The following is a 17,709-nucleotide window of genomic DNA, read 5'->3' on the forward strand; positions in this document are numbered from 1 at the left end:
CTGCAGCTATCTTTCGAAAGAAACGGCTCCGATTACGTTTGCTTCTCGAGCGGCTTCATGCGGGCGATACGCTCGTCGCGCAACTGGGTCCGGCGCACCTTACCTGCCTCGTCGCGCAAAGGCTGCTCAACGAACTCGATGCTGCGGGGCCGCTTATACGTCACCAGCCTCTCAGCGAGATGTGCGAGCAGCGCATCGGCGGTTAATGCGGGTCGCGCCTGAACAATGGCGTGAATGGACGAGCCCAGGTCCTCATGTGGCAGGCCAATCACAGCGCTCGACATCACCAGCGGGTGCTCATCGATCGCCGCCTCGACCTCAGCTGGATAGACGTTGGCGCCGCCGACCAGGATCATATCGGTACGCCGGTCAGCGAGGTACAGGTATCCATCCGCGTCGAAATAGCCGATGTCGCCGAGGCTCTCCCAACCGCCAGGTAGGGTGCGGGCCGTCGCGCCACGGTAGTGGTAGGAAGGCTGGGAGCCTTGCCCGCGGCGCATGTAGACCTCGCCAACTTCTCCCGATGGCAGCACATTTCCGTCGGCGTCAAAAACCTTCATTTCACCCACGGCTACGCGGCCAACCGAGCCGCGATGGTCAAGCCACTCGCGTCCGGTAATGATAGTCCAAGCTTGGCTCTCGGTGCCGGCATAGAGCTCCATGATCACATCGGGCCCCAACCAGCCAATAAAAGCCTCTTTGAGCCAAGGCGGACAAGGCGCAGCCAAGTGCCAGAGAGTCTTCAGCGAGGAGACGTCATAGCGGCCTCGCACCTCCGCGGGCAGTCGCCAAATCCGGCTCATCATAGTGGGAACCAGATAGATCCAACTCACCCTGCGTCGCTCGATCTCAGCGAGCACACCTTCTGGGTCGAACCGCGGCATAAGCACCAAATGGCCATCCTGAGTGATCGCATCCAAGGCGCACCCGAAGGGGCCGTTGTGGTAGAGCGGCGCCGGAATCAGAGCGGCTTCGCCTGGACGAAAGCGCCAGCCGCCGGGATCATTAGTCGGCTCGGGCGACGTGAGGCCGGCCAAACCGGAGAGAATGAGCTTCGGCCTGCCTGTCGAGCCGCCAGAAGTCGCCGCCTGTTTCACTGGAGCCACACGCGGCTCCAGCGGTCGATCGTCATCTGACAGCGCGAGCAGATCGCCGACCGTGACGCGTCGCCGGGCAGTCTCCATACCGGGCAAGGTGATCACCACCGGCGGATCGGCCAGGTCAACAATGGCTTGCAGTTCGGGACTCGGCAATCGGAAGGACACAGGCTGAGGCGAAGCGCCCAGCTTCCAGACCGCCCAGCAGGCTTCGATGAAGTCGACGCCGTTGGGCAGACCTATGGTGACCAGGTCGCCGAGCTTGACGCCCAGCTTCTGCAGCGCGCGCGCGATTCGGTTCGCTCTCGCTTCCAACTGCCTGCACGTCAGGCTGACCTCGCCACAACTAACCGCCGGCGCGTCTGGCGTCGCTTGGGCTCGGCGAGTCAATTTCTCACCCAAGGAGATCATATCTTCAGCCATTTCCGCCCGACCTCGCCTTCACTCAACCGAACTCCTGCCATAGCATTCGCCCTGCTGCCAAACCCCCGACGCTCAGATAGCGTTAGCTCGGGCCCACAGAAGAAAAACGCCAACTTCCGGCCGTGTAGCGCTCAGATCAGGCGGGTTTTGCTGTTTGACGCAGAAGCTCACCATCAGCATCAAGTTAGGTCGCGTTTGGCCGCAACCCACGATCGGCAGTTGTATAGCTTCAGAACGATCATATCGGGCTTTAAACGACGTGAGTCGGCTCCAAGCGGACGAGTCCCCTCCTGCATTTCGGTCAATATGAAACGTTCTCCTGGCGCGGGCGCGTCCTGAACATCGTCGACGCGTACGCAGGTGCCGGTCACGAAGTCGGATGACGGCGAGACCAGGAACAGCAAAGTGCTGTCGAGTTGCGCCGGGTTGCCGATGCGCACCCGTGGAAATCCCTTTTGATGTCACCCACGCGTTGCAGCATGCCATCCATCATTTCAGACGAAAAAGCGCCCGGCGCGATCGCGTTGACATTGATGTTGAATTTCGCCATTCGACCGCGAGCAGAAAATCCAATCGGCATATTGCGCGCGCGTCGTCCAACTCTTCTGGCCGTTGGCGATGTAGTGACGGCCATCCTGCACAGCCCATGTCTTGAGTGAGGCGAGGTCGGAGCCCGCACCGGGCTTTGAGAAGCTCTGACACCACCAATTATCGGCATTTAAAATGCGCGGCAGCTAAGACTTCTTTTGCACCTCGTTGCCGAACGTATAAATCACCGCACCTACGAGGGACATACCGAATTTCGCTGTCGATTCCTCTGGCTATTGGTATTCTCGGTTCGCCATCATCCACAGCAAGCCTACTTGCCCCTCAAATGCGGCGAGGAGAACACAAGTCCTCCCGCCGATCTCTATTCGTCGGTGTTACTTAGCTAGCCAGGCCGTAAAGCGTTGGCGCATCTCATCACTTTTCTCACTCCAAAAACCTGCGTCCACCAGCAGAACACCATCATTGTGGTCCGGCGCATTGGGAATGTTGGGTAGGATCGCCGGATCAAGGAGCGCGATCGCGTCCTTGCTGCCTAACCCATAGGTGGTGCGGTTTGCGATCTCGGCTTGCACCTGGGGCGAAGCAGCGAAGGCGATGAACTTGTAGGCCTCTTCTAATCTGGACGTGCCCTTCGGAATCACCCACGCTACACCGTTCAGTAAGGCGGCGTCCCACATGATCTCAAAATGCTTGGCTGAATTTCTATTGGCGCCATAGATTCGGCCGTTCCAGGCGTCGCTCATGACGACCTCACCATCGGCGAGAAGCTACAGAGGCTGGGCACCCGCCGTCCACCAAACGACATCCTTCTTGATCGTGTCGAGTTTCTTGAAGGCACGATCAACGCCGTCTGACGTGCGAAGAATCCTGTAGACGTCCTTGATGGGCACTCCGTCGGCAATCAGAGCCCATTCCAGAGGGGGACTCTTATAGAGGCCCCTCTTACCGGGGAATTTCTTTAGATCGAAGAAATCGGCGATGGTCTTCGGGCCGTTCGGTAGCCTGTCTCTGTCATAAGCAACGACGGTGGCTGAGGCGCTGACTGGCACCCCACAATCTGTGTTGGTGCCCTCGAACTTGGTTCGGTCAAAACCCAGCTTTTTCCAATCGATTCTCTCGATTGTACCTTCTGCGCACAATTGCTCGACCTGCGACTCGCTGGCCCAGACCACGTCCCAGTTCACGGTCTTGGTGTCAACCATGGCGCGGATTTTCGCATTAGTATAATCGTACTCAGCTTCAGTGATCTTTATTCCGGTCGTCTTCGAGAAGGGCTCGAAAACGACTTTGCGTAGGACCTGTTGGAAGCCCCCGCCCCCAGCGGTGACCGTGAGTTGATCACCTGCAAAGGCTGGATTCGCTAGCGGCGCGAGCACGACCGCTGTCAAGCCTATTACGATCAAGGCGCTTGCAGTCGTCGATGACGTCCTCATGGTCTACTCTCTCCCTTCTAGCCACCACCACAATGGAGGCGGCGCAGCCAAAGACCACACCCAAGCTGCTCGACCGGAGTTTCAGCAGGCGGGTCGAGCGCCCCCTTCCATGGTCATGTGCGGAAAGAGAGCGTAGTTCTGGAACAGCATGCCGATGTCGCGCTTGTGCGGCGGCACGTTCCCAATCGAGCGCCCGGCTAGCAGGATCAAGCCATGGGTGGGTGCCTCAAAGCCGGCCATCATCATGAGGGGCGTCATCTTGCCGGAGCGGAAGGCCTCAGCATCGTCAGAAACTCGCCCCGCGAGATCTCAAAGTTGAGATTCTTAACGACGAACGTCTTGCCGTCATAAGTCTTCTGATGAACATTGGAAAACTTGATGAAGGCATCGTTCGTGCCTGGCATGGCCCGTCCCCCCGTCCTGGCGCTCCCACTGCTACCAGCGCGTCGACACGCGTACCACCAGCCATCTGACAGCATTTGTGGAGGACGAGGACGCACTCTGAGACGGCTACGGTTCGCCAAGCGATTCATCGGTCCTCTCGCCCGCGCTGTGACCGATAGACGGCTCTTATCTTTTGCAAAATGCTAGTGCATTAATCGAGCTGATTTCCGTCGAAGTGGCGACTTCAGAAGTCGAACTTCTGCGGCAATCTGACAAACTCGAAGGTTTATCCCAGTTTCATCCGTTGGACGAAGTGCTGGGCGAGGAGATACGAAGGACGAGGCCTTTCTGGAGCAGGGACTTGCACTTGCCGTCGACCCTTTTCGTGCGCGCGAATTTTTCGGTTTGGCGCTTGTTTGTGCAACGCGCGGTATCGACCGTCAACGGTAGAAAGATTCTATGAGAACATGCGCAGTCGCTCCGCGACTCAAGCACTCATTCTGCAGACTGGCTCGATACCAACGCGCCGCGGACCACGCTGGACAACCTCAAGAAGCTGACTCCTGTCTTCAAGTGCGACGGCTAGCTGAAGGACGGAAATACATCGCTGCCGCTCACGCGCACATGAGGATCACCACCACGGGCGCTGGAAACCGGACCCCGCTCAGTTGATCCATTAAGAACAGAGAGGGTCCTGGGGCCGCGCCAAAGCCGTGAGGACACACTATCCGGCTTGCGATGGCAGGAGAGGAAGGTGACTGCATGCCGTGCGGGGGGCAACGCTTTCTCGGCTATCAGATCGCAGTCGCTTGGATGTGTATCCGGTTCTCATAGAAAAAAAGGCGGCACCGCTGGCATCCTCTCGTTCTGCGCTCATCTTAAGGGCCCGGCAGGGCAACCGTCGATACGGGCGCGACTTTCGCGCGCGACGAGTTTGTCGCTCTCCACCAATCTGAAGGAGCCTCCTGTTAGCGCCCTTTGAAACGGGGCTTTCTTTTTTCTCGAAACGCTGCAATCCCCTCCTTGTAGTCCTCAGTCATGCTGGTCAGCACCAACTGATCTACATCCATATGGCTCGTGAGATCATCAAGCGCGCCGGAAAGACGATTGACGGTTTGCTTGGTCATAGCGACCGGAATTGGTGGCTGCGCGGCAATCTTCTCGGCGAGTTGCGTGGCCGCGTGAAAACTCGCACCGGGCTCCGTTACCTGCTCCACGATCCCCCAGTCGTACGCCTCATCCGCGGAGATGCGCCGGTCGGCGAGAATGATCGCCTGCTTTGTGCGGGACGGACCGATTAATTGCAGCATCCGCGGGATGGTCTGCCAACTCATGTTCATGCCTAGCCCGATCTCAGGCACGCGCATGTGGGCGTCTCGCGCCATGATACGGAAGTCGAGAGCGACAGCAAGCGCGAGGGCTCCTCCGATACAAAATCCTTCGATCGCGGCGATCGTCACCTGCTCCATTTCGTACCAAGCGCGGGTGAGTCGAGGTCCGGTCCGGAGCTGACGCCGCAGCGCAGCTACGTCCGGAACTCCACGCGAACCACCGCTTTTCATATCTGCGCCAGCACTGAAGGACTTCCCGCCGGTCAAAATTACGACTGAGGTTTCCGGGTCGTCATCAAACGTTCGAGCAGCTTTCGTCAGCTCTCGAATTGCGTCCTCGGAAAGCGCGTTGATGCGATCACCACGGTCGAACCGTACGACTGCTATACGTCCCTGCGGACCGAGCCCTTTCTCGATCTTTACGAAATCCGCCGAGTCTTCATCCTTGGAGCTTTCCGGCATCTGCTTCTCCCTTAAGGGCCGACTGCGGTCATGTTTCCAAAGAGGACCGGCCTCGATCAGGCTTGGCCTTCGGTCAGCTTCATACGGGCAATTCGCTCGTCGCGGAGTTGTGTCCGGCGAACTTTGCCAGCCTCGTTGCGCAGGGGCTCTGCGACAAACTCTATGGTGCGCGGGCGCTTATAGGTCACCAGTCGCTTGGCCAGATGCGCCAACAAGGCATCGGCCGTTAGGCCTGGGCGAGCCTGGACGATCGCGTGGATGGCCGAGCCCATGTCCTCGTGCGGAAGGCCGACAACGGCGCTGGACATCACCAGGGGGTGCTCGTCGATTGCGGCCTCGACCTCTGCCGGATAGACGTTAGCGCCGCCGACCAGAATCATGTCAGTGCGCCTGTCAGCCAAGTAGAGATAGCCTTCTTCGTCGAAGTGCCCGATGTCGCCGAGGCTTTCCCAGCCGCCGGGAAGCGTGCGGGCTGTAGCGCCGCGGTACTGGTATGTGGGCGGCGCCCCCTCGGGCGGGCGCATGTAGATCTCGCCCACCTCTCTTGGCGGCAACATGTTTCCATCATCGTCGAATGCCTTCATTTCACCTTCGCTTACACGCCCTACAGAGCCGCGGTGAGCGAGCCATTCGCGTCCGGTGATGGCGGTCCAAGCCTGGGCCTCCGAGCCGCCATAGAGCTCCATGATCACGTCAGGCCCAAGCCAACCGATGAAGGCTTCCTTGAGCCACGGCGGGCAGGGCGCAGCGAAGTGCCAGAGCGTTTTGAGTGATGATAGATCGTAGCGGGTCCGCCTCTCTTCCGGCAGTCGCCAGATTCGACTCATCATCGTGGGCACTAGATAGACCCAGGTTGCTCTGCGCCGCTCGATCTCGGCCAACACACCTTCCGCGTCGAAGCGCGGCATCAACACCAATTCGGAGCCGTAAACTAACGCCGTCAGGGCGCACCCAAGCGGCCCACCATGATAAAGGGGCGCAGGTATCAGCACCGTCTCGCTCCGCCCGAAACGCCAGAAGTCAGGAATCTCCGGCTCAACCCGGGCCAGACCAGGCGAGCCGGACAGGACCAGCTTCGGCCGGCCGGTCGAGCCGCCCGAGGTCAACGCAATCTTGACCGGCGCCACCCGTGGCACCAGTGGCCGGTCATCATCAGAAAGCGCGAGAAGGTCCTCCACCGTCACGCGCCGCCGGTCGGTCTCCAGGTCCGCCAATGCGATCACCACCGGCGAGTCAGCCAAGTCGACTATCGCCTTCAATTCAGCGGCGGGCAATCGGAAGGAAACCGGTTGCGGCGTCGCGCCCAGCTTCCAGATACCCCAGCAGGCCTCGATGAAGTTGATCCCGTTCGGAAGGCCAATTGTGACCAGATCACCGTGCTTGACGCCTAGTTGCTCCAAGGCGCGGGCGATGCGGTTCGCCCTCGCTTCCAACTGGCCCCACGTGAGAGTTGCTTCGCCACAACTGACTGCCGAGACGTACGGCGTCGCCTGGGCGCGGCGGGACAGCTTCTCGCCCAACGGGATCATGTCTTCAGTCATTGTCAAAGCGTCTTCCGTATAAACGTCTGTTCAATTCAGCCACCTTCGTGTGAGCAATTCGCCTGCCCCCCGTGGCTTCAAAACAAATTAGCTCGTCTAGCAGACGAAAATCGCCAATTGCGCCAGACCGGTGCAGGTATCAGGCGCCATTTCCTGATTCGGCGCAGGAGGTCATCGTAGAGAGAAATCAGAGGTGCGCGAGCATTGACGGTACAAAGGACATTGGAAGTTCGCATACATCAACTGAGCGCAAACACGCGCTGGTACACTCATCCCGACATGCGCTTTGACGCCATGATGGATCTGTCGATATCAGACCACGGTCGATCGACCAGACTGGCTCTCTTGGCGCGCGCGCGCCGCGCGTTGCGCGGCCCAGTGCAAAGCACGCGAGCACCCGGATGCCGCGCAGGCGCTCCGAGCGTCGTCGCAGCAGTTCGATTGTGCTAAGCAGTGATTGTGGGGCTGATCTCCTCCCGGATGCCGGAAAACATTTTGGCAAAGTGCGCTGCTCGGCGCTAGCCACCGAAAAGAGCCACGACCACCGAGGACGTGGGGAAAGCAAAGAGCAACAGGAGATCATACCGGGAAGTATGAGCGGCAGGGTGAACTTGAAGAAAGCCTTGATTGGCGTGGCCCCAAGGCCGGCGGCCGCAAGCGTCAGCGAGTGGTCGAACCCAGTCAATCTTGCGGTCACGGTAATCACGAGGGTAGCCAGTGTGGTGTGCGCCCGGATCAGCCCTGTATAGGTGTTTACCCCGACCTCAGGGTAGAAGAAATACACTACCGCGGTAATCACGACCGGCACGACCATAGGCGAGATCAACAGTCATCAAGAGATTGGTCGATCTGGTGGCAGGGTCGCAAGAAGATGAGCCACCGGGAAGTCCAGCAGAAGCGTCGCGATAGTCATATCGATGCTAATGCCGAGCGTTCGCCAAAACCATCACGGAATATCGCGTTCTCGTGCGGCGAGGCAACAACCTGACCGTTGGGGCCATACTGGAAGTCCACCGAGCGCAGGAGGTAGTAGGCGCTCTGTTCCGAGGTCCCACGCTTGAGGAGGCTCCATATGTCGTGCTGCATGGTCACCGTTGAAACCATATGTGGTGGTCAGTTCCTGGCCCGGCGCCCGTGACGAATACGGAGTCGACACACCAGCAACGCTTAGGCTTTGGTAGGCTCCGGCCAAGCTTGCCCCTCCGGACATCGCGATTTCAGAATCAAGTTAGGTGGCGTTTGGGTGCAACCCCACGATCGGCAGCTGTATAGCTTCAGAACCATCGTATCGGGCTTTGAACGACGTGGGTCGGCTCCAAGCGGACGAGTCCCCTTCTGCATTTCGGGCAATATGAAACGTTTTCCTTTCGCGGGCGTCTACCTACCTGCCGTCCTGAACATCGTCGACGCGGACGCAGGTGCCGGTCACGAAGTCGGATGACGGCGAGACCAGGAACAGCAAAGTGCTGTCGAGTTGCGCCGGGTTGCCGATGCGCGGCCGTGGAAATCCCTTCGTGATGTCACCCACGCGTTGCAGCATGCCATCCATCATTTCAGATGAAAACGCACCCGGCGCGATCGCGTTGACATTGATGTTGAATTTCGCCCATTCGACCGCGAGCGCCTCGCTCATTCGCACGACGGCGGCCTTGCTGATCGAATAAAGCGCAGCCCCGTTGCCGCCATAAGCATAGGCCGACGACGACGCGATGTTGACAATGCGGCCCGGAAGTTTTGCGGCGATCAATCGCCGTGCGACCTCGCAGGACAATACGTAGGGCGCTCGAACATTCGTGTCTAGCACGCGATCAATCAAGTCTATCGACATCTTGGTCGCGCGCTGCGCGTCTGGAATACCCGCATTGTTAACAAGGATTGTCACTGGACCGAGTTGGCGCTCTGCTTCCGCGACAACCTTGGTCAGCTGATCGGCATCCGTCACATCGAGTTGCAGCGGTATGGCCTTGCCACCAGCCACGCTAATCTCGGCCGCGATGCTCTCGAGTCTCTCGAGCCGCCGTGCCGTCAATGCCACTTGTGCCCCGCATCGTGCGAGCGCCTTGGCAAACCTCACACCAAGCCCCGACGATGCTCCGGTCACCAGCGCGGTCTGCCCCTTCAAATCGATGGAAAAATTCGGCAGCGGGAAATCCATGGTGCTCACTTTCTTTTATGACGTCGGGTAATTGGGATCGTATGCACTCAGACTTGAATCGATGGCCTCACCAAGCGTAACGCAAATGTACAGCACCATCGAGTAGACAACCGTCGGGCGACATTAATCCGCGAACATCTTGATCGGTGACTATTGTGGAGTTTGGGCGGAGAAGCTCTGTGCAAACTCCTGACATCGCCTTCATGCCGCTGGAGACTTCTCACTCATTCTCCGAGGGAGACGGCGAGGATAACGAAAGTCCCCGCCACCACCATCTCTTCGTTGAGCCTTACTTCGAGAGCCAGGCCGTAAAGCGCTGACGGAGTTCATCGCCCTTCTCACTCCAAAAACTTGAGCCGATCCGCAGAGCATTACCCATATGGTTATTCGGAAGGTGAGGCTGAACCGCCGGATCAACGAGCGCGATCGTATCCTTGTTGGTCGGGCCATAAGCGGTATTGTTTACCACGTCGGCTTGCGCCTGAGGCGAACTTGCAAAGGCGATGAACCTGTACGCGTTATCCAATCTCGGCGTGCCTTTGGGAATTATCCAACCGTTCCCATTCAATACCGCGGCGTCCCACATGATCTCAAAGTGCTTGCCGGAGTTCTTGACCGCATCATAGACTCGGCCGTGCCAGGCGTCAGTCATGACGACCTGACCATCGGCGAGAAGCTGCATCGGCTGTGCGCCAGCCGTCCACCAGACGATGTCCTTCTTGATCGTGTCGAGCTTTTTGAAAGCGCGATCAATTCCCTCTGGCGTGTTGAGCACCTTATAGACATCTTTGGGGGGCACGCCGTCGGCGATCAATGCCCATTCGACGGGGGCACTCTTGTATAAACCCCTCTTGCCGGGGAATTTCTTCAGATCGAAAAAATCGGCAATCGTTTTTGGGCCATTCGGAAGCTTATCCCTATCATAGACAACGATCGTGGTAGAGTCGACGATTGGGACCCCACACTCTGTGTAGTCGCCCTCGAACTTGGTCCGATCAAGGCCGAGCCTCTTCCAGTCGATCGTCTCAATGGTCCCCTCAGCACACAATTGCTGGACTTGCGCTTCGCTGGCGTAGACCACGTCCCAGCTCACGGTCTTGGTTTCGACCATGGCGCGAATCTTGGCGTTGCTGTAGTCGTACTCGGCTTCCGTGATCTTGATCCCGCTCGTCTTCGAGAATGGATCGAAGATGACTTTGCGCAGGACCTGCTGGAAGGACCCGCCCCCAGCGGTGACCGTGAGCTGTTCGTCTGCAAGGGCGGGCGTTGTTGCTGCGAACACGCCCGCCGTCAGGCCGATGACGGCCACGCCGCTCGCGATCATCAGTGACGTTCTCATCGTCTACTCTCTCCCTCTATGCCACCCCCTGGATGAAGGCAGCGCTGCCGAAGTCCCAGCCGAGCCCTATTCAGGCAAAGCCCTGGTCGTCCCTCATGACGCATCGAGCGCCCGACAATCCTCAGTTTTCCAGCCGATGGTGATCAGCGCGCCGGGCTCGACCTGCACCGTTCCTTCCGAATTCGGCAGCTTCACCACAAAGTCGTCATGGCCGCAGACCGAAACCCGGCTGCGCACGTGGTCGCCCAGATAGATCACTTCCGCCACCTGTGCGCTGAAGACATTGGGCAGCGAGCCTGGCGCCGGGTTCAACTTCACCCGCTCCGGCCGCAACGACAGCACCGTCGACCGGCCAACCGCGTCGACATTGACAGCCAGCGCATGCACATTGCCGGCGCCCGGAATCTCTACCTGGCAACTCGCGCCATTCATTGCCACGACCTTGCCGTGCAGCCGGTTGTTCTCACCGATGAACTGGGCGACGAAAGCGTTCTGCGGCCGCTCGTAGAGTTCAGCTGGCGCGGCGAGCTGCTGGATGACCCCATCGTTGAACACCGCGATCCGGTCCGACATGGTCAACGCCTCGCCCTGATCATGCGTGACATAGACCACGGTGACGCCAAGATCCTCGTGGATATGCTTGATCTCGAGTTGCATGTGCTCGCGCAATTGCTTGTCCAGCGCGCCGAGCGGCTCGTCCATCAGGACGAGCTTGGGATCGAATACGAGCGCGCGGGCCAGCGCGACGCGCTGCTGCTGGCCGCCGGAAAGCTGGCCAGGCCGGCGCCCGCCATAGGCTCCGAGACGAACCATGTCGAGCGCCCGCTTGATCTTCGCCTCTCTCTCCAGCTTCCCAAGCTTGCGAACCTTAAGTGGGAAGGCGAGGTTCTCCTCGACGGTCATATGCGGAAACAGCGCGTAGTTCTGAAACACCATGCCGATGTCGCGCTTGTGCGGCGGCATATTTTCGATCGAGCGCCCCCCCAGCAGGATCGAGCCATGGGTGGGCGCCTCGAAGCCGGCAAGCATCATGAGGGTTGTGGTTTTGCCGGAGCCCGACGGCCCCAGCATCGTCAGAAACTCACCCCTGGCGATGTCCAGGTTGAGATTCTTAACGACCAGCGTGTCGCCGTCGTAGGTCTTCTGAACGCCAGAAAACTCCACAAAGGCATTGTTCGTGCCCGGCATCGACTCTCGTCCCTCCCCCGCGGGCGTTAGCGCCCCCGCTCGTGCGGCGTCCGTCGAAGACCAGACCGCGATCTTCTTGACCGACTGCATCAGTTGCGTGCCCGGCCAGGATCGCAGCGATACAGGCGCCTGCGGTTGGCTCACTGTTTCCCCACCTTCCTATTTTGACTCCGCCGCCGTATGCCAGCAGAGGCTTTCTCACAAAAACATGTATCCACTCTCAGCGCTGGTTTTCATCGATATGGGCGGCCGGACGGTCGAAATTCTTCAAAATTCCATCGACCCAGAGGTTTATGTCGCTACACTTTAGAACTAAGCGCGCGCAACTGCTCGCGCAGATCATCACGTTGTTGACAAAGCAGTGGTACTTCCAGCTGACACAGTGGGCGATCGGTGTTGGCGGACGAGCTTCAAACCTGAGCACCTCAGGCGCGCAAGTCTCGTTGGCCGCCATAACGGCTCCTTGAGCCTTCTGTCTCATGTCCGTTGTGGCGGAGTAAGGACGCAACGCGGTCATCGTCTGCATGTTTGATCGATATGGTATTGTTTCGATAGACCAGATTTCATCCACGCGCCTTCTCTTGGCCGTGACGTCGTTCCAGTTTGAAGTGACATCGGCGACAATCGAGCCGTGCTAACCAGCTGCATGGTTCGTTGTGCGCGTTTTGAAGGGTGACACGCTGCAGGCACCCCGCCGGACCTGTGACAGAGCATCTTCTATCTGCTCCACGCAACAAAGATGGTGCGTTTTGCAGTCGGTGGCCGGCGAGGACAGGATCGGAACTTCAATCGCGAACCCTTGAAAACTAGGACCAAGAATTCACAGAGGGGCCAGGCGATTCGCTATCGATTGTGGAGCGCTGGATCAAAGTTCATTGCGTTCCGCTCTGAAGCAAGCTCGTGTGGCCCTGCTGCCAGCTGCAAACCAGCGAAGCTTACGGAGGTCTGGCGACTCCTCGGTTACGACGCCGGTTGACTATGAGTAGGATCATTGCTCGAGCTTGCGGGTCCGGCTTGGCGCCAAGGGATACTTCCGCATGGGTCAGCTGTAGTCGACCCATTGTCTCAGGGCTTTTGGACTTAGCTCAGCGACCTGCAGCCGGCCGAGGAAGATGAGGGGATATCCGGCCGAACTGGATCGACCCGTACCAACGTAGGACAAAGAGGGGAATGGGGGCTTGCGGAGCGATGTCCTTGAGTACCACCTTGACCCTCGTGCCTATCGACACTATGGCCGGATCTGCATCGACCACATTGGTCAACATGATCGGCCCTACGGTGAGGGCTACATAGGGCGAGCACATAGGGTGCGTTCCCCATGCGGTTTACAGAAAAGGAATAAATAAGAGATTGACACTGCTGTCTTCAACGCGTCCGGAGCCGTCCGTTTCGCAACTGCGGTTTGGTGCAATGACGTAATAGTTACAAGTTTGCCGAGTGCCGACTCTGGGAGGTACTTCATCGTCCACGACTCGGCTTCACGTCTGCCGCACGTAAAGACATTTGAGACCCCTCTGTGGTCACTCAGCTGTCTTCCGGAGAACTTCAAGGCGCGACCTTCTATGCGATCGATTTCCCTGAGAGACTTCTGCGGAACGCCATAGAACATCGCAGGTTTCCGGCGTGATATGCCGAAATACGGTCGTTTCCTCTGCCCCCGGGGCGGTAAATCTTCGCGGACACCTCATTGACGGACGCGGAATGAACCGCGGGGAGCGCCGCATGACCAATGATTTGACGCAGCAAACAGCGGCGGGACTTTCCGAACTCTATCGCAACGGAAAGGCCTCCCCGGTCGAGGCGTTAGAGGCCGTGCTCACACGGACCACGCGGCTCAATCCTACTATCAACTGTTTTAGCCATGTAGACGAGGACGGCGCACTGAAGGCTGCGCGAGCATCAGAGCTAAGATGGAAAAAGGGCGCTCCGCTTTCGGAGTTGGACGGTGTTCCGGTCTCGGTCAAGGAACTCGTGCGCGTGAAGGGCTGGGCCGCAAGAATGGGCAGCAAGCTCACCGATACGGCGCCGGTCGAGGAAGATGCTCCGGCAGTCGCTCGGTTGCGGGAAGCTGGGGCGGTCGTGTTCGCTCATAACACCAGCCCGGAATACGGACACAAGGGAGTCACAGACTCGCTCCTGAATGGCATCACGCGCAATCCGTGGAGGCTCGATCGAACGCCGGGCGGCTCGTCTGGCGGCGCCGGTGCTGCGGTCGCCGCTGGGCTTGGTCCGATCGCCATCGGTACTGACGGCGGCGGCTCAGTGCGTTGCCCATCGAGCTTCAGTGGGCTTGTCGGGCTCAAGCCGACGTTCGGCCGGGTGCCCGCTTGGCCCCCCTCGATGACCGGCGATCTCGCCAACACTGGACCGATGACCCGCACCGCGCAAGATTGTGCGTTGACGATGAACGTGATCGTCCAGCCCGATCAGCGCGACGCATATGCGCTGCCCGATGACGGAATGGACTACGTTCGTGCGCTCACGGGTGATTTGAAGGCGCTCAAGATCGGTTTTGTGCTACGCTTCGGCGATCATCCGCTCGATCCCGAGGTCGCTGCCTCCGTCGCCCGCGCGGCTAAGGAATTCGCAAGACTCGGCTGTGAGGTCGAGGAAGTGCAGGCTCCCTTTCCGTATGCCGAGGCCGGGCGCGCCTTCACGGTGCACTGGTGCTCTGCCCTGCAGCGCCTCTTACAACTGTTTCCACAAGCGCGACACGGAGAGTTCGATCCCAACCTGCTCACCTGGGCCGAGGAGGGCAAGCGCTTCACTGTTCAGGACGTTGTCGACGCGCAAGTCACGCGGCGCGAGCTTGCGATCGCATGGAACTTGTTTTTTGCAAAGTATGATCTGCTACTGTCGCCGACGGTGGCAGTGGCGCCGTTTGCGGCAGGCCAGAACGATCCGCCTGGCGAGGATGGCAAGCCCAATACGAGGTGGGCACCCTATACGGCGCAGTTCAACATGAGCCGTCACCCCGCCGTGTCGGTGCCATGCGGACTGAACAGCGAGGGCCTTCCCATCGGCCTGCAGATTGCGTCTGGCCACTATCGCGACGCGCTCGTCCTGCGCGCCACAGCGAGCTACGCCGAAATTAATCCGATTGTCTTCCCGTCGCTGTCAGCCTGAACCGCTAAACTATCACGAGCGGTTGCGCGACGCAGTCGGCCGCTTTTCCTGCAGCCGTGGCAACGCACCGCTTGCTTTAGCGAATGCGGCGCGAGGTCGTGGATCACGCTAGCCGGGTGCGCATCATGCACTCAGCGTCGGTACATGCAACTAAATTTACCCCTGCGCGCCGCCTTATCGCGTTCGGTCGCCATTCTGAGATGTGGCCCTAGGTATTGGGGGCCGAGGGTCGGCGACGATGGAGTTACGACGAGCAGGTTCGTCTGGTCAAGGAGACCTTGCAAGCTGGTGAGACAGTCGGTGTCCTTGCACGCTGGTGGACCGCCCCCGCCCGAGCCGTTGAGGGGCAGCGGGCACGCGACGGCGACTAGACTAGTGGATCCGCGAAAAATTGTGAAAGCGTCTGTTCTCGTAAGTGATCCGCTTGTCGTCTGACGGCGGTGCCCCTCCATCCTAATTTTCGCGGGTTTGACGTGGAGCCGTCGAAATACAGTTCGAGTGTGCTTATCCATCGTCCCCATGGCCATTCTGGTTCGTATCGGCAGCGGACCGAGAGTTCGCCGCGCGGCGAAGTCGGACGTCTGCGTGATGTACTTGCGCATCGTTGGCTCTCGCGGCAGCCCTGTGCTGACTTTAAGTGGTTGCGAGAACCACTTTAGCTGCCATCACTTGAAAAGATGGCATGCGACCATACCGCGCCCCTCGGAACGCAGTTCCGGGACCATTTCGCTGCAGATCGGCATTGCGTGCGGACAGCGCGGATGGAAGCGACAGCCCGGCGGTGGACGCTGGGCGCTCGGCACCTCGCCCTGGATCGTCTGGTGGCTACGCCTCGCCTCAATGACAGGGTTTGGCACCGGAATAGCCGCCATCAGCGCCTTGGTATAGGGATGCTTCGGGTTCGCATAGAGCTCGTCACGTGTTGATATCTCGACGATTGTCCCGAGATACATCACGGCAATGCGCTGACTAACATGCCGCACTACCGCGAGATCGTGCGCGATGAAGATCGTGGAGATGCCGAGCTTCTCCTGCAATTCCTGAAACAGGTTGACTACCTGGGCCTGGATCGACACGTCGAGCGCCGACACCGGCTCGTCGCAAATTAACAGACGCGGCTCAACTGCGAGCGCGCGGGCGATGCTGATGCGCTGCCGCTGACCACCGGAGAACTGATGCGGATAGCGGTCGATCATGTCACGCCGTAGCCCTACCATCTCGAGCAGTTCGGTCACGCGCGCGCGGCGCTCGACCCGGTTGCCATGTAGCTTATGGATCTCTAACGGCTCACCAATGATGTCGCCGATTGTCATGCGTGGATTGAGCGATCCGAACGGGTCCTGGTAGACCATTTGGATACGCCGGCGAATCGGTAGCATTTGGCGGCGGTTGTAGTTGGTGATATCGATGCTTTCGAATACGATCTTCCCAGAGGTGATTTGTAGCATCCGTAGGATAGCAAGGCCCGTGGTCGACTTCCCGCACCCGCTCTCGCCGACGAGCCCGAGCGTCTCGCTTCCATGCAACTGGAACGACACACCATCGACCGCCTTGACTGAACCGATCTCGCGCTGGAGCAGCCCGCCATAGACTGGGAAGTGAACCTTGAGATCGCGCACGTCGAGAATGAGGTCGGATTTAACCGCACTACTCGGTTGCTCACATGTCGACACATCAGACATGGGGCGCCACCCAACATGCATGCATATGCTTATCGTCAGCCGTCATCAACTTCGGCACGTCGCGCCGGCAACGATCGACCACCTCTCCGCAGCGCGGATTGAATGCGCAACCGGGCGGCAGTTCAGCGAGGTTTGGCGGCTGCCCTTTTATTGGGACTAGGCGCCGTCCGGCCTCCTGGTCCAGACGTGGGATCGACGCCATCAGGCCGCGCGTATAGGGATGCATCGGCCTGTCGTAGAGATCGAGCGCGCTCGCGGTCTCAATAATCTTGCCACCATACATCACGCAGACGCGGTCGGCGTAGCGCGCGACTGCGCCGAGGTCATGGGTTATCAACATCAGTGCCGATCCCGTTTCACGAGTTAGTTCCTTCAATAGCTCAAGGATCTGTGCCTGCACGGTCACGTCGAGTGCAGTAGTCGGCTCGTCCGCAATGATCAGCTTCGGCTGACACGAAAGCGCCATCGCGATCATGATACGCTGACGCATGCCACCGGAGAACTGATGCGGATGGTTATGGAGCCGACTGTGCGAATCGGGCATCCGCACCCGATCGAGCAGTTCCTTCGCCTTATGGTAGGCCTTTTGCCACGGAACGTGCCTGTGAAGATTAATCGGCTCGGCGAGCTGCAGACCGATAGTTAGCGAGGGGTTGAGCGACGTCATCGGTTCCTGAAAAATCATTGCGATCCGATTACCGCGGATTTCCCGCATCTCGTTCTCGCTCAGCTTTGTCAGGTCGATGCCGTCGAATAGAATTTCGCCGCCGGTGATCCGGCCGGGCGGCTCGGGCACAAGCCTCAGGATCGATAGTGCGGTCAAGCTTTTGCCCGAGCCGCTCTCACCGACCATGGCGAGCGTCTCGCCGGGGTTGATGTCAAAGGAGACATCGTTGACGGCGGTGATCGCGCCGGGTCCGTCGCCAAACTTAGTGGTCAGGCGGCGAACTTGCAGAAGTGGCTTACTCACCGAAAGGCCTACTCCGAAAGTCTGTTGTG

The 17,709-nt window shown here is 59.2% G+C and carries 12 protein-coding genes and 4 pseudogenes; 1 reads left to right on the forward strand and 15 read right to left on the reverse strand.

The genetic code is table 11. The annotated features are described in order from the left end of the window. Nucleotides 1-32: 32 nt before the first annotated feature. The 13 genes and pseudogenes from I3J27_RS33680 to I3J27_RS33735 form a co-directional block, all read right to left on the reverse strand. The gene (locus I3J27_RS33680; protein WP_270163165.1) at nucleotides 33-1,520 is read right to left on the reverse strand and encodes an AMP-binding protein; all 1,488 of its coding nucleotides are present in this window, start codon (nucleotides 1,518-1,520) and stop codon (nucleotides 33-35) included. 179 nt (nucleotides 1,521-1,699) lie between these two features. Then, the gene (locus I3J27_RS33685; RefSeq protein WP_270163166.1) at nucleotides 1,700-1,960 is read right to left on the reverse strand and encodes a hypothetical protein; all 261 of its coding nucleotides are present in this window, start codon (nucleotides 1,958-1,960) and stop codon (nucleotides 1,700-1,702) included. A 120-nt stretch (nucleotides 1,961-2,080) separates the two neighbouring features. Next, nucleotides 2,081-2,320, reverse strand: a pseudogene (locus I3J27_RS33690) (acyl-CoA dehydrogenase family protein); the annotation flags it as partial. A 123-nt stretch (nucleotides 2,321-2,443) separates the two neighbouring features. Continuing rightward, a pseudogene (locus I3J27_RS33695) lies at nucleotides 2,444-3,502 on the reverse strand (ABC transporter substrate-binding protein). A gap of 108 nt (nucleotides 3,503-3,610) precedes the next feature. Beyond that, a pseudogene (locus I3J27_RS33700) lies at nucleotides 3,611-3,906 on the reverse strand (ATP-binding cassette domain-containing protein); the annotation flags it as partial. Nucleotides 3,907-4,854: 948 nt separating this feature from the next. After that, nucleotides 4,855-5,679: an enoyl-CoA hydratase/isomerase family protein gene (locus tag I3J27_RS33705; RefSeq protein ID WP_270163167.1), complete on the reverse strand. Its 825-nt coding sequence runs from the start codon at nucleotides 5,677-5,679 to the stop codon at nucleotides 4,855-4,857. 56 nt (nucleotides 5,680-5,735) lie between these two features. Further along, nucleotides 5,736-7,220 carry an AMP-binding protein gene (locus tag I3J27_RS33710; protein WP_270163168.1) on the reverse strand — a complete coding sequence of 495 codons (1,485 nt, stop codon included), beginning with the start codon at nucleotides 7,218-7,220 and terminating at the stop codon, nucleotides 5,736-5,738. Between the two features lie 400 nt (nucleotides 7,221-7,620). Beyond that, a pseudogene (locus I3J27_RS39285) lies at nucleotides 7,621-8,049 on the reverse strand (ABC transporter permease); the annotation flags it as partial. A gap of 552 nt (nucleotides 8,050-8,601) precedes the next feature. Continuing rightward, nucleotides 8,602-9,375 (reverse strand): SDR family NAD(P)-dependent oxidoreductase, encoded by a 774-nt coding sequence (locus I3J27_RS33715; RefSeq protein ID WP_270163169.1) that lies wholly within the window; start codon nucleotides 9,373-9,375, stop codon nucleotides 8,602-8,604. Between the two features lie 289 nt (nucleotides 9,376-9,664). Further along, the gene (locus I3J27_RS33720) at nucleotides 9,665-10,714 is read right to left on the reverse strand and encodes an ABC transporter substrate-binding protein (protein ID WP_270163170.1); all 1,050 of its coding nucleotides are present in this window, start codon (nucleotides 10,712-10,714) and stop codon (nucleotides 9,665-9,667) included. 93 nt (nucleotides 10,715-10,807) lie between these two features. Next, the gene (locus I3J27_RS33725; RefSeq protein ID WP_270172950.1) at nucleotides 10,808-11,902 is read right to left on the reverse strand and encodes an ABC transporter ATP-binding protein; all 1,095 of its coding nucleotides are present in this window, start codon (nucleotides 11,900-11,902) and stop codon (nucleotides 10,808-10,810) included. Between the two features lie 220 nt (nucleotides 11,903-12,122). Continuing rightward, a complete protein-coding gene (locus tag I3J27_RS33730) occupies nucleotides 12,123-12,473 on the reverse strand; it encodes a hypothetical protein (protein WP_270163171.1) in 351 nt (116 codons plus the stop codon). A 514-nt stretch (nucleotides 12,474-12,987) separates the two neighbouring features. Continuing rightward, on the reverse strand, nucleotides 12,988-13,206 hold the full coding sequence (locus I3J27_RS33735) for an OB-fold domain-containing protein (protein ID WP_306417039.1): 219 nt from the start codon (nucleotides 13,204-13,206) through the stop codon (nucleotides 12,988-12,990). Between the two features lie 418 nt (nucleotides 13,207-13,624). On the opposite strand from I3J27_RS33735, the gene I3J27_RS33740 reads away from it, so the two are divergent. After that, nucleotides 13,625-15,028 carry an amidase gene (locus I3J27_RS33740; RefSeq protein ID WP_270163173.1) on the forward strand — a complete coding sequence of 468 codons (1,404 nt, stop codon included), beginning with the start codon at nucleotides 13,625-13,627 and terminating at the stop codon, nucleotides 15,026-15,028. A gap of 665 nt (nucleotides 15,029-15,693) precedes the next feature. Here the strand turns inward: I3J27_RS33740 and I3J27_RS33745 are convergent. Beyond that, entirely contained in the window at nucleotides 15,694-16,710 is a 1,017-nt protein-coding gene (locus tag I3J27_RS33745; protein WP_270163174.1) for an ABC transporter ATP-binding protein, read from the reverse strand. After that, nucleotides 16,703-17,680, reverse strand: a complete 978-nt coding sequence (locus I3J27_RS33750; protein WP_306417040.1) for an ABC transporter ATP-binding protein — start codon at nucleotides 17,678-17,680, stop codon at nucleotides 16,703-16,705. Before I3J27_RS33750 ends, I3J27_RS33745 begins: the two co-directional genes overlap by 8 nt. Between the last annotated feature and the right edge of the window lie 29 nt (nucleotides 17,681-17,709).

Source organism: Bradyrhizobium xenonodulans, from assembly GCF_027594865.1.
In the GTDB taxonomy this organism is placed as follows: domain Bacteria; phylum Pseudomonadota; class Alphaproteobacteria; order Rhizobiales; family Xanthobacteraceae; genus Bradyrhizobium; species Bradyrhizobium xenonodulans.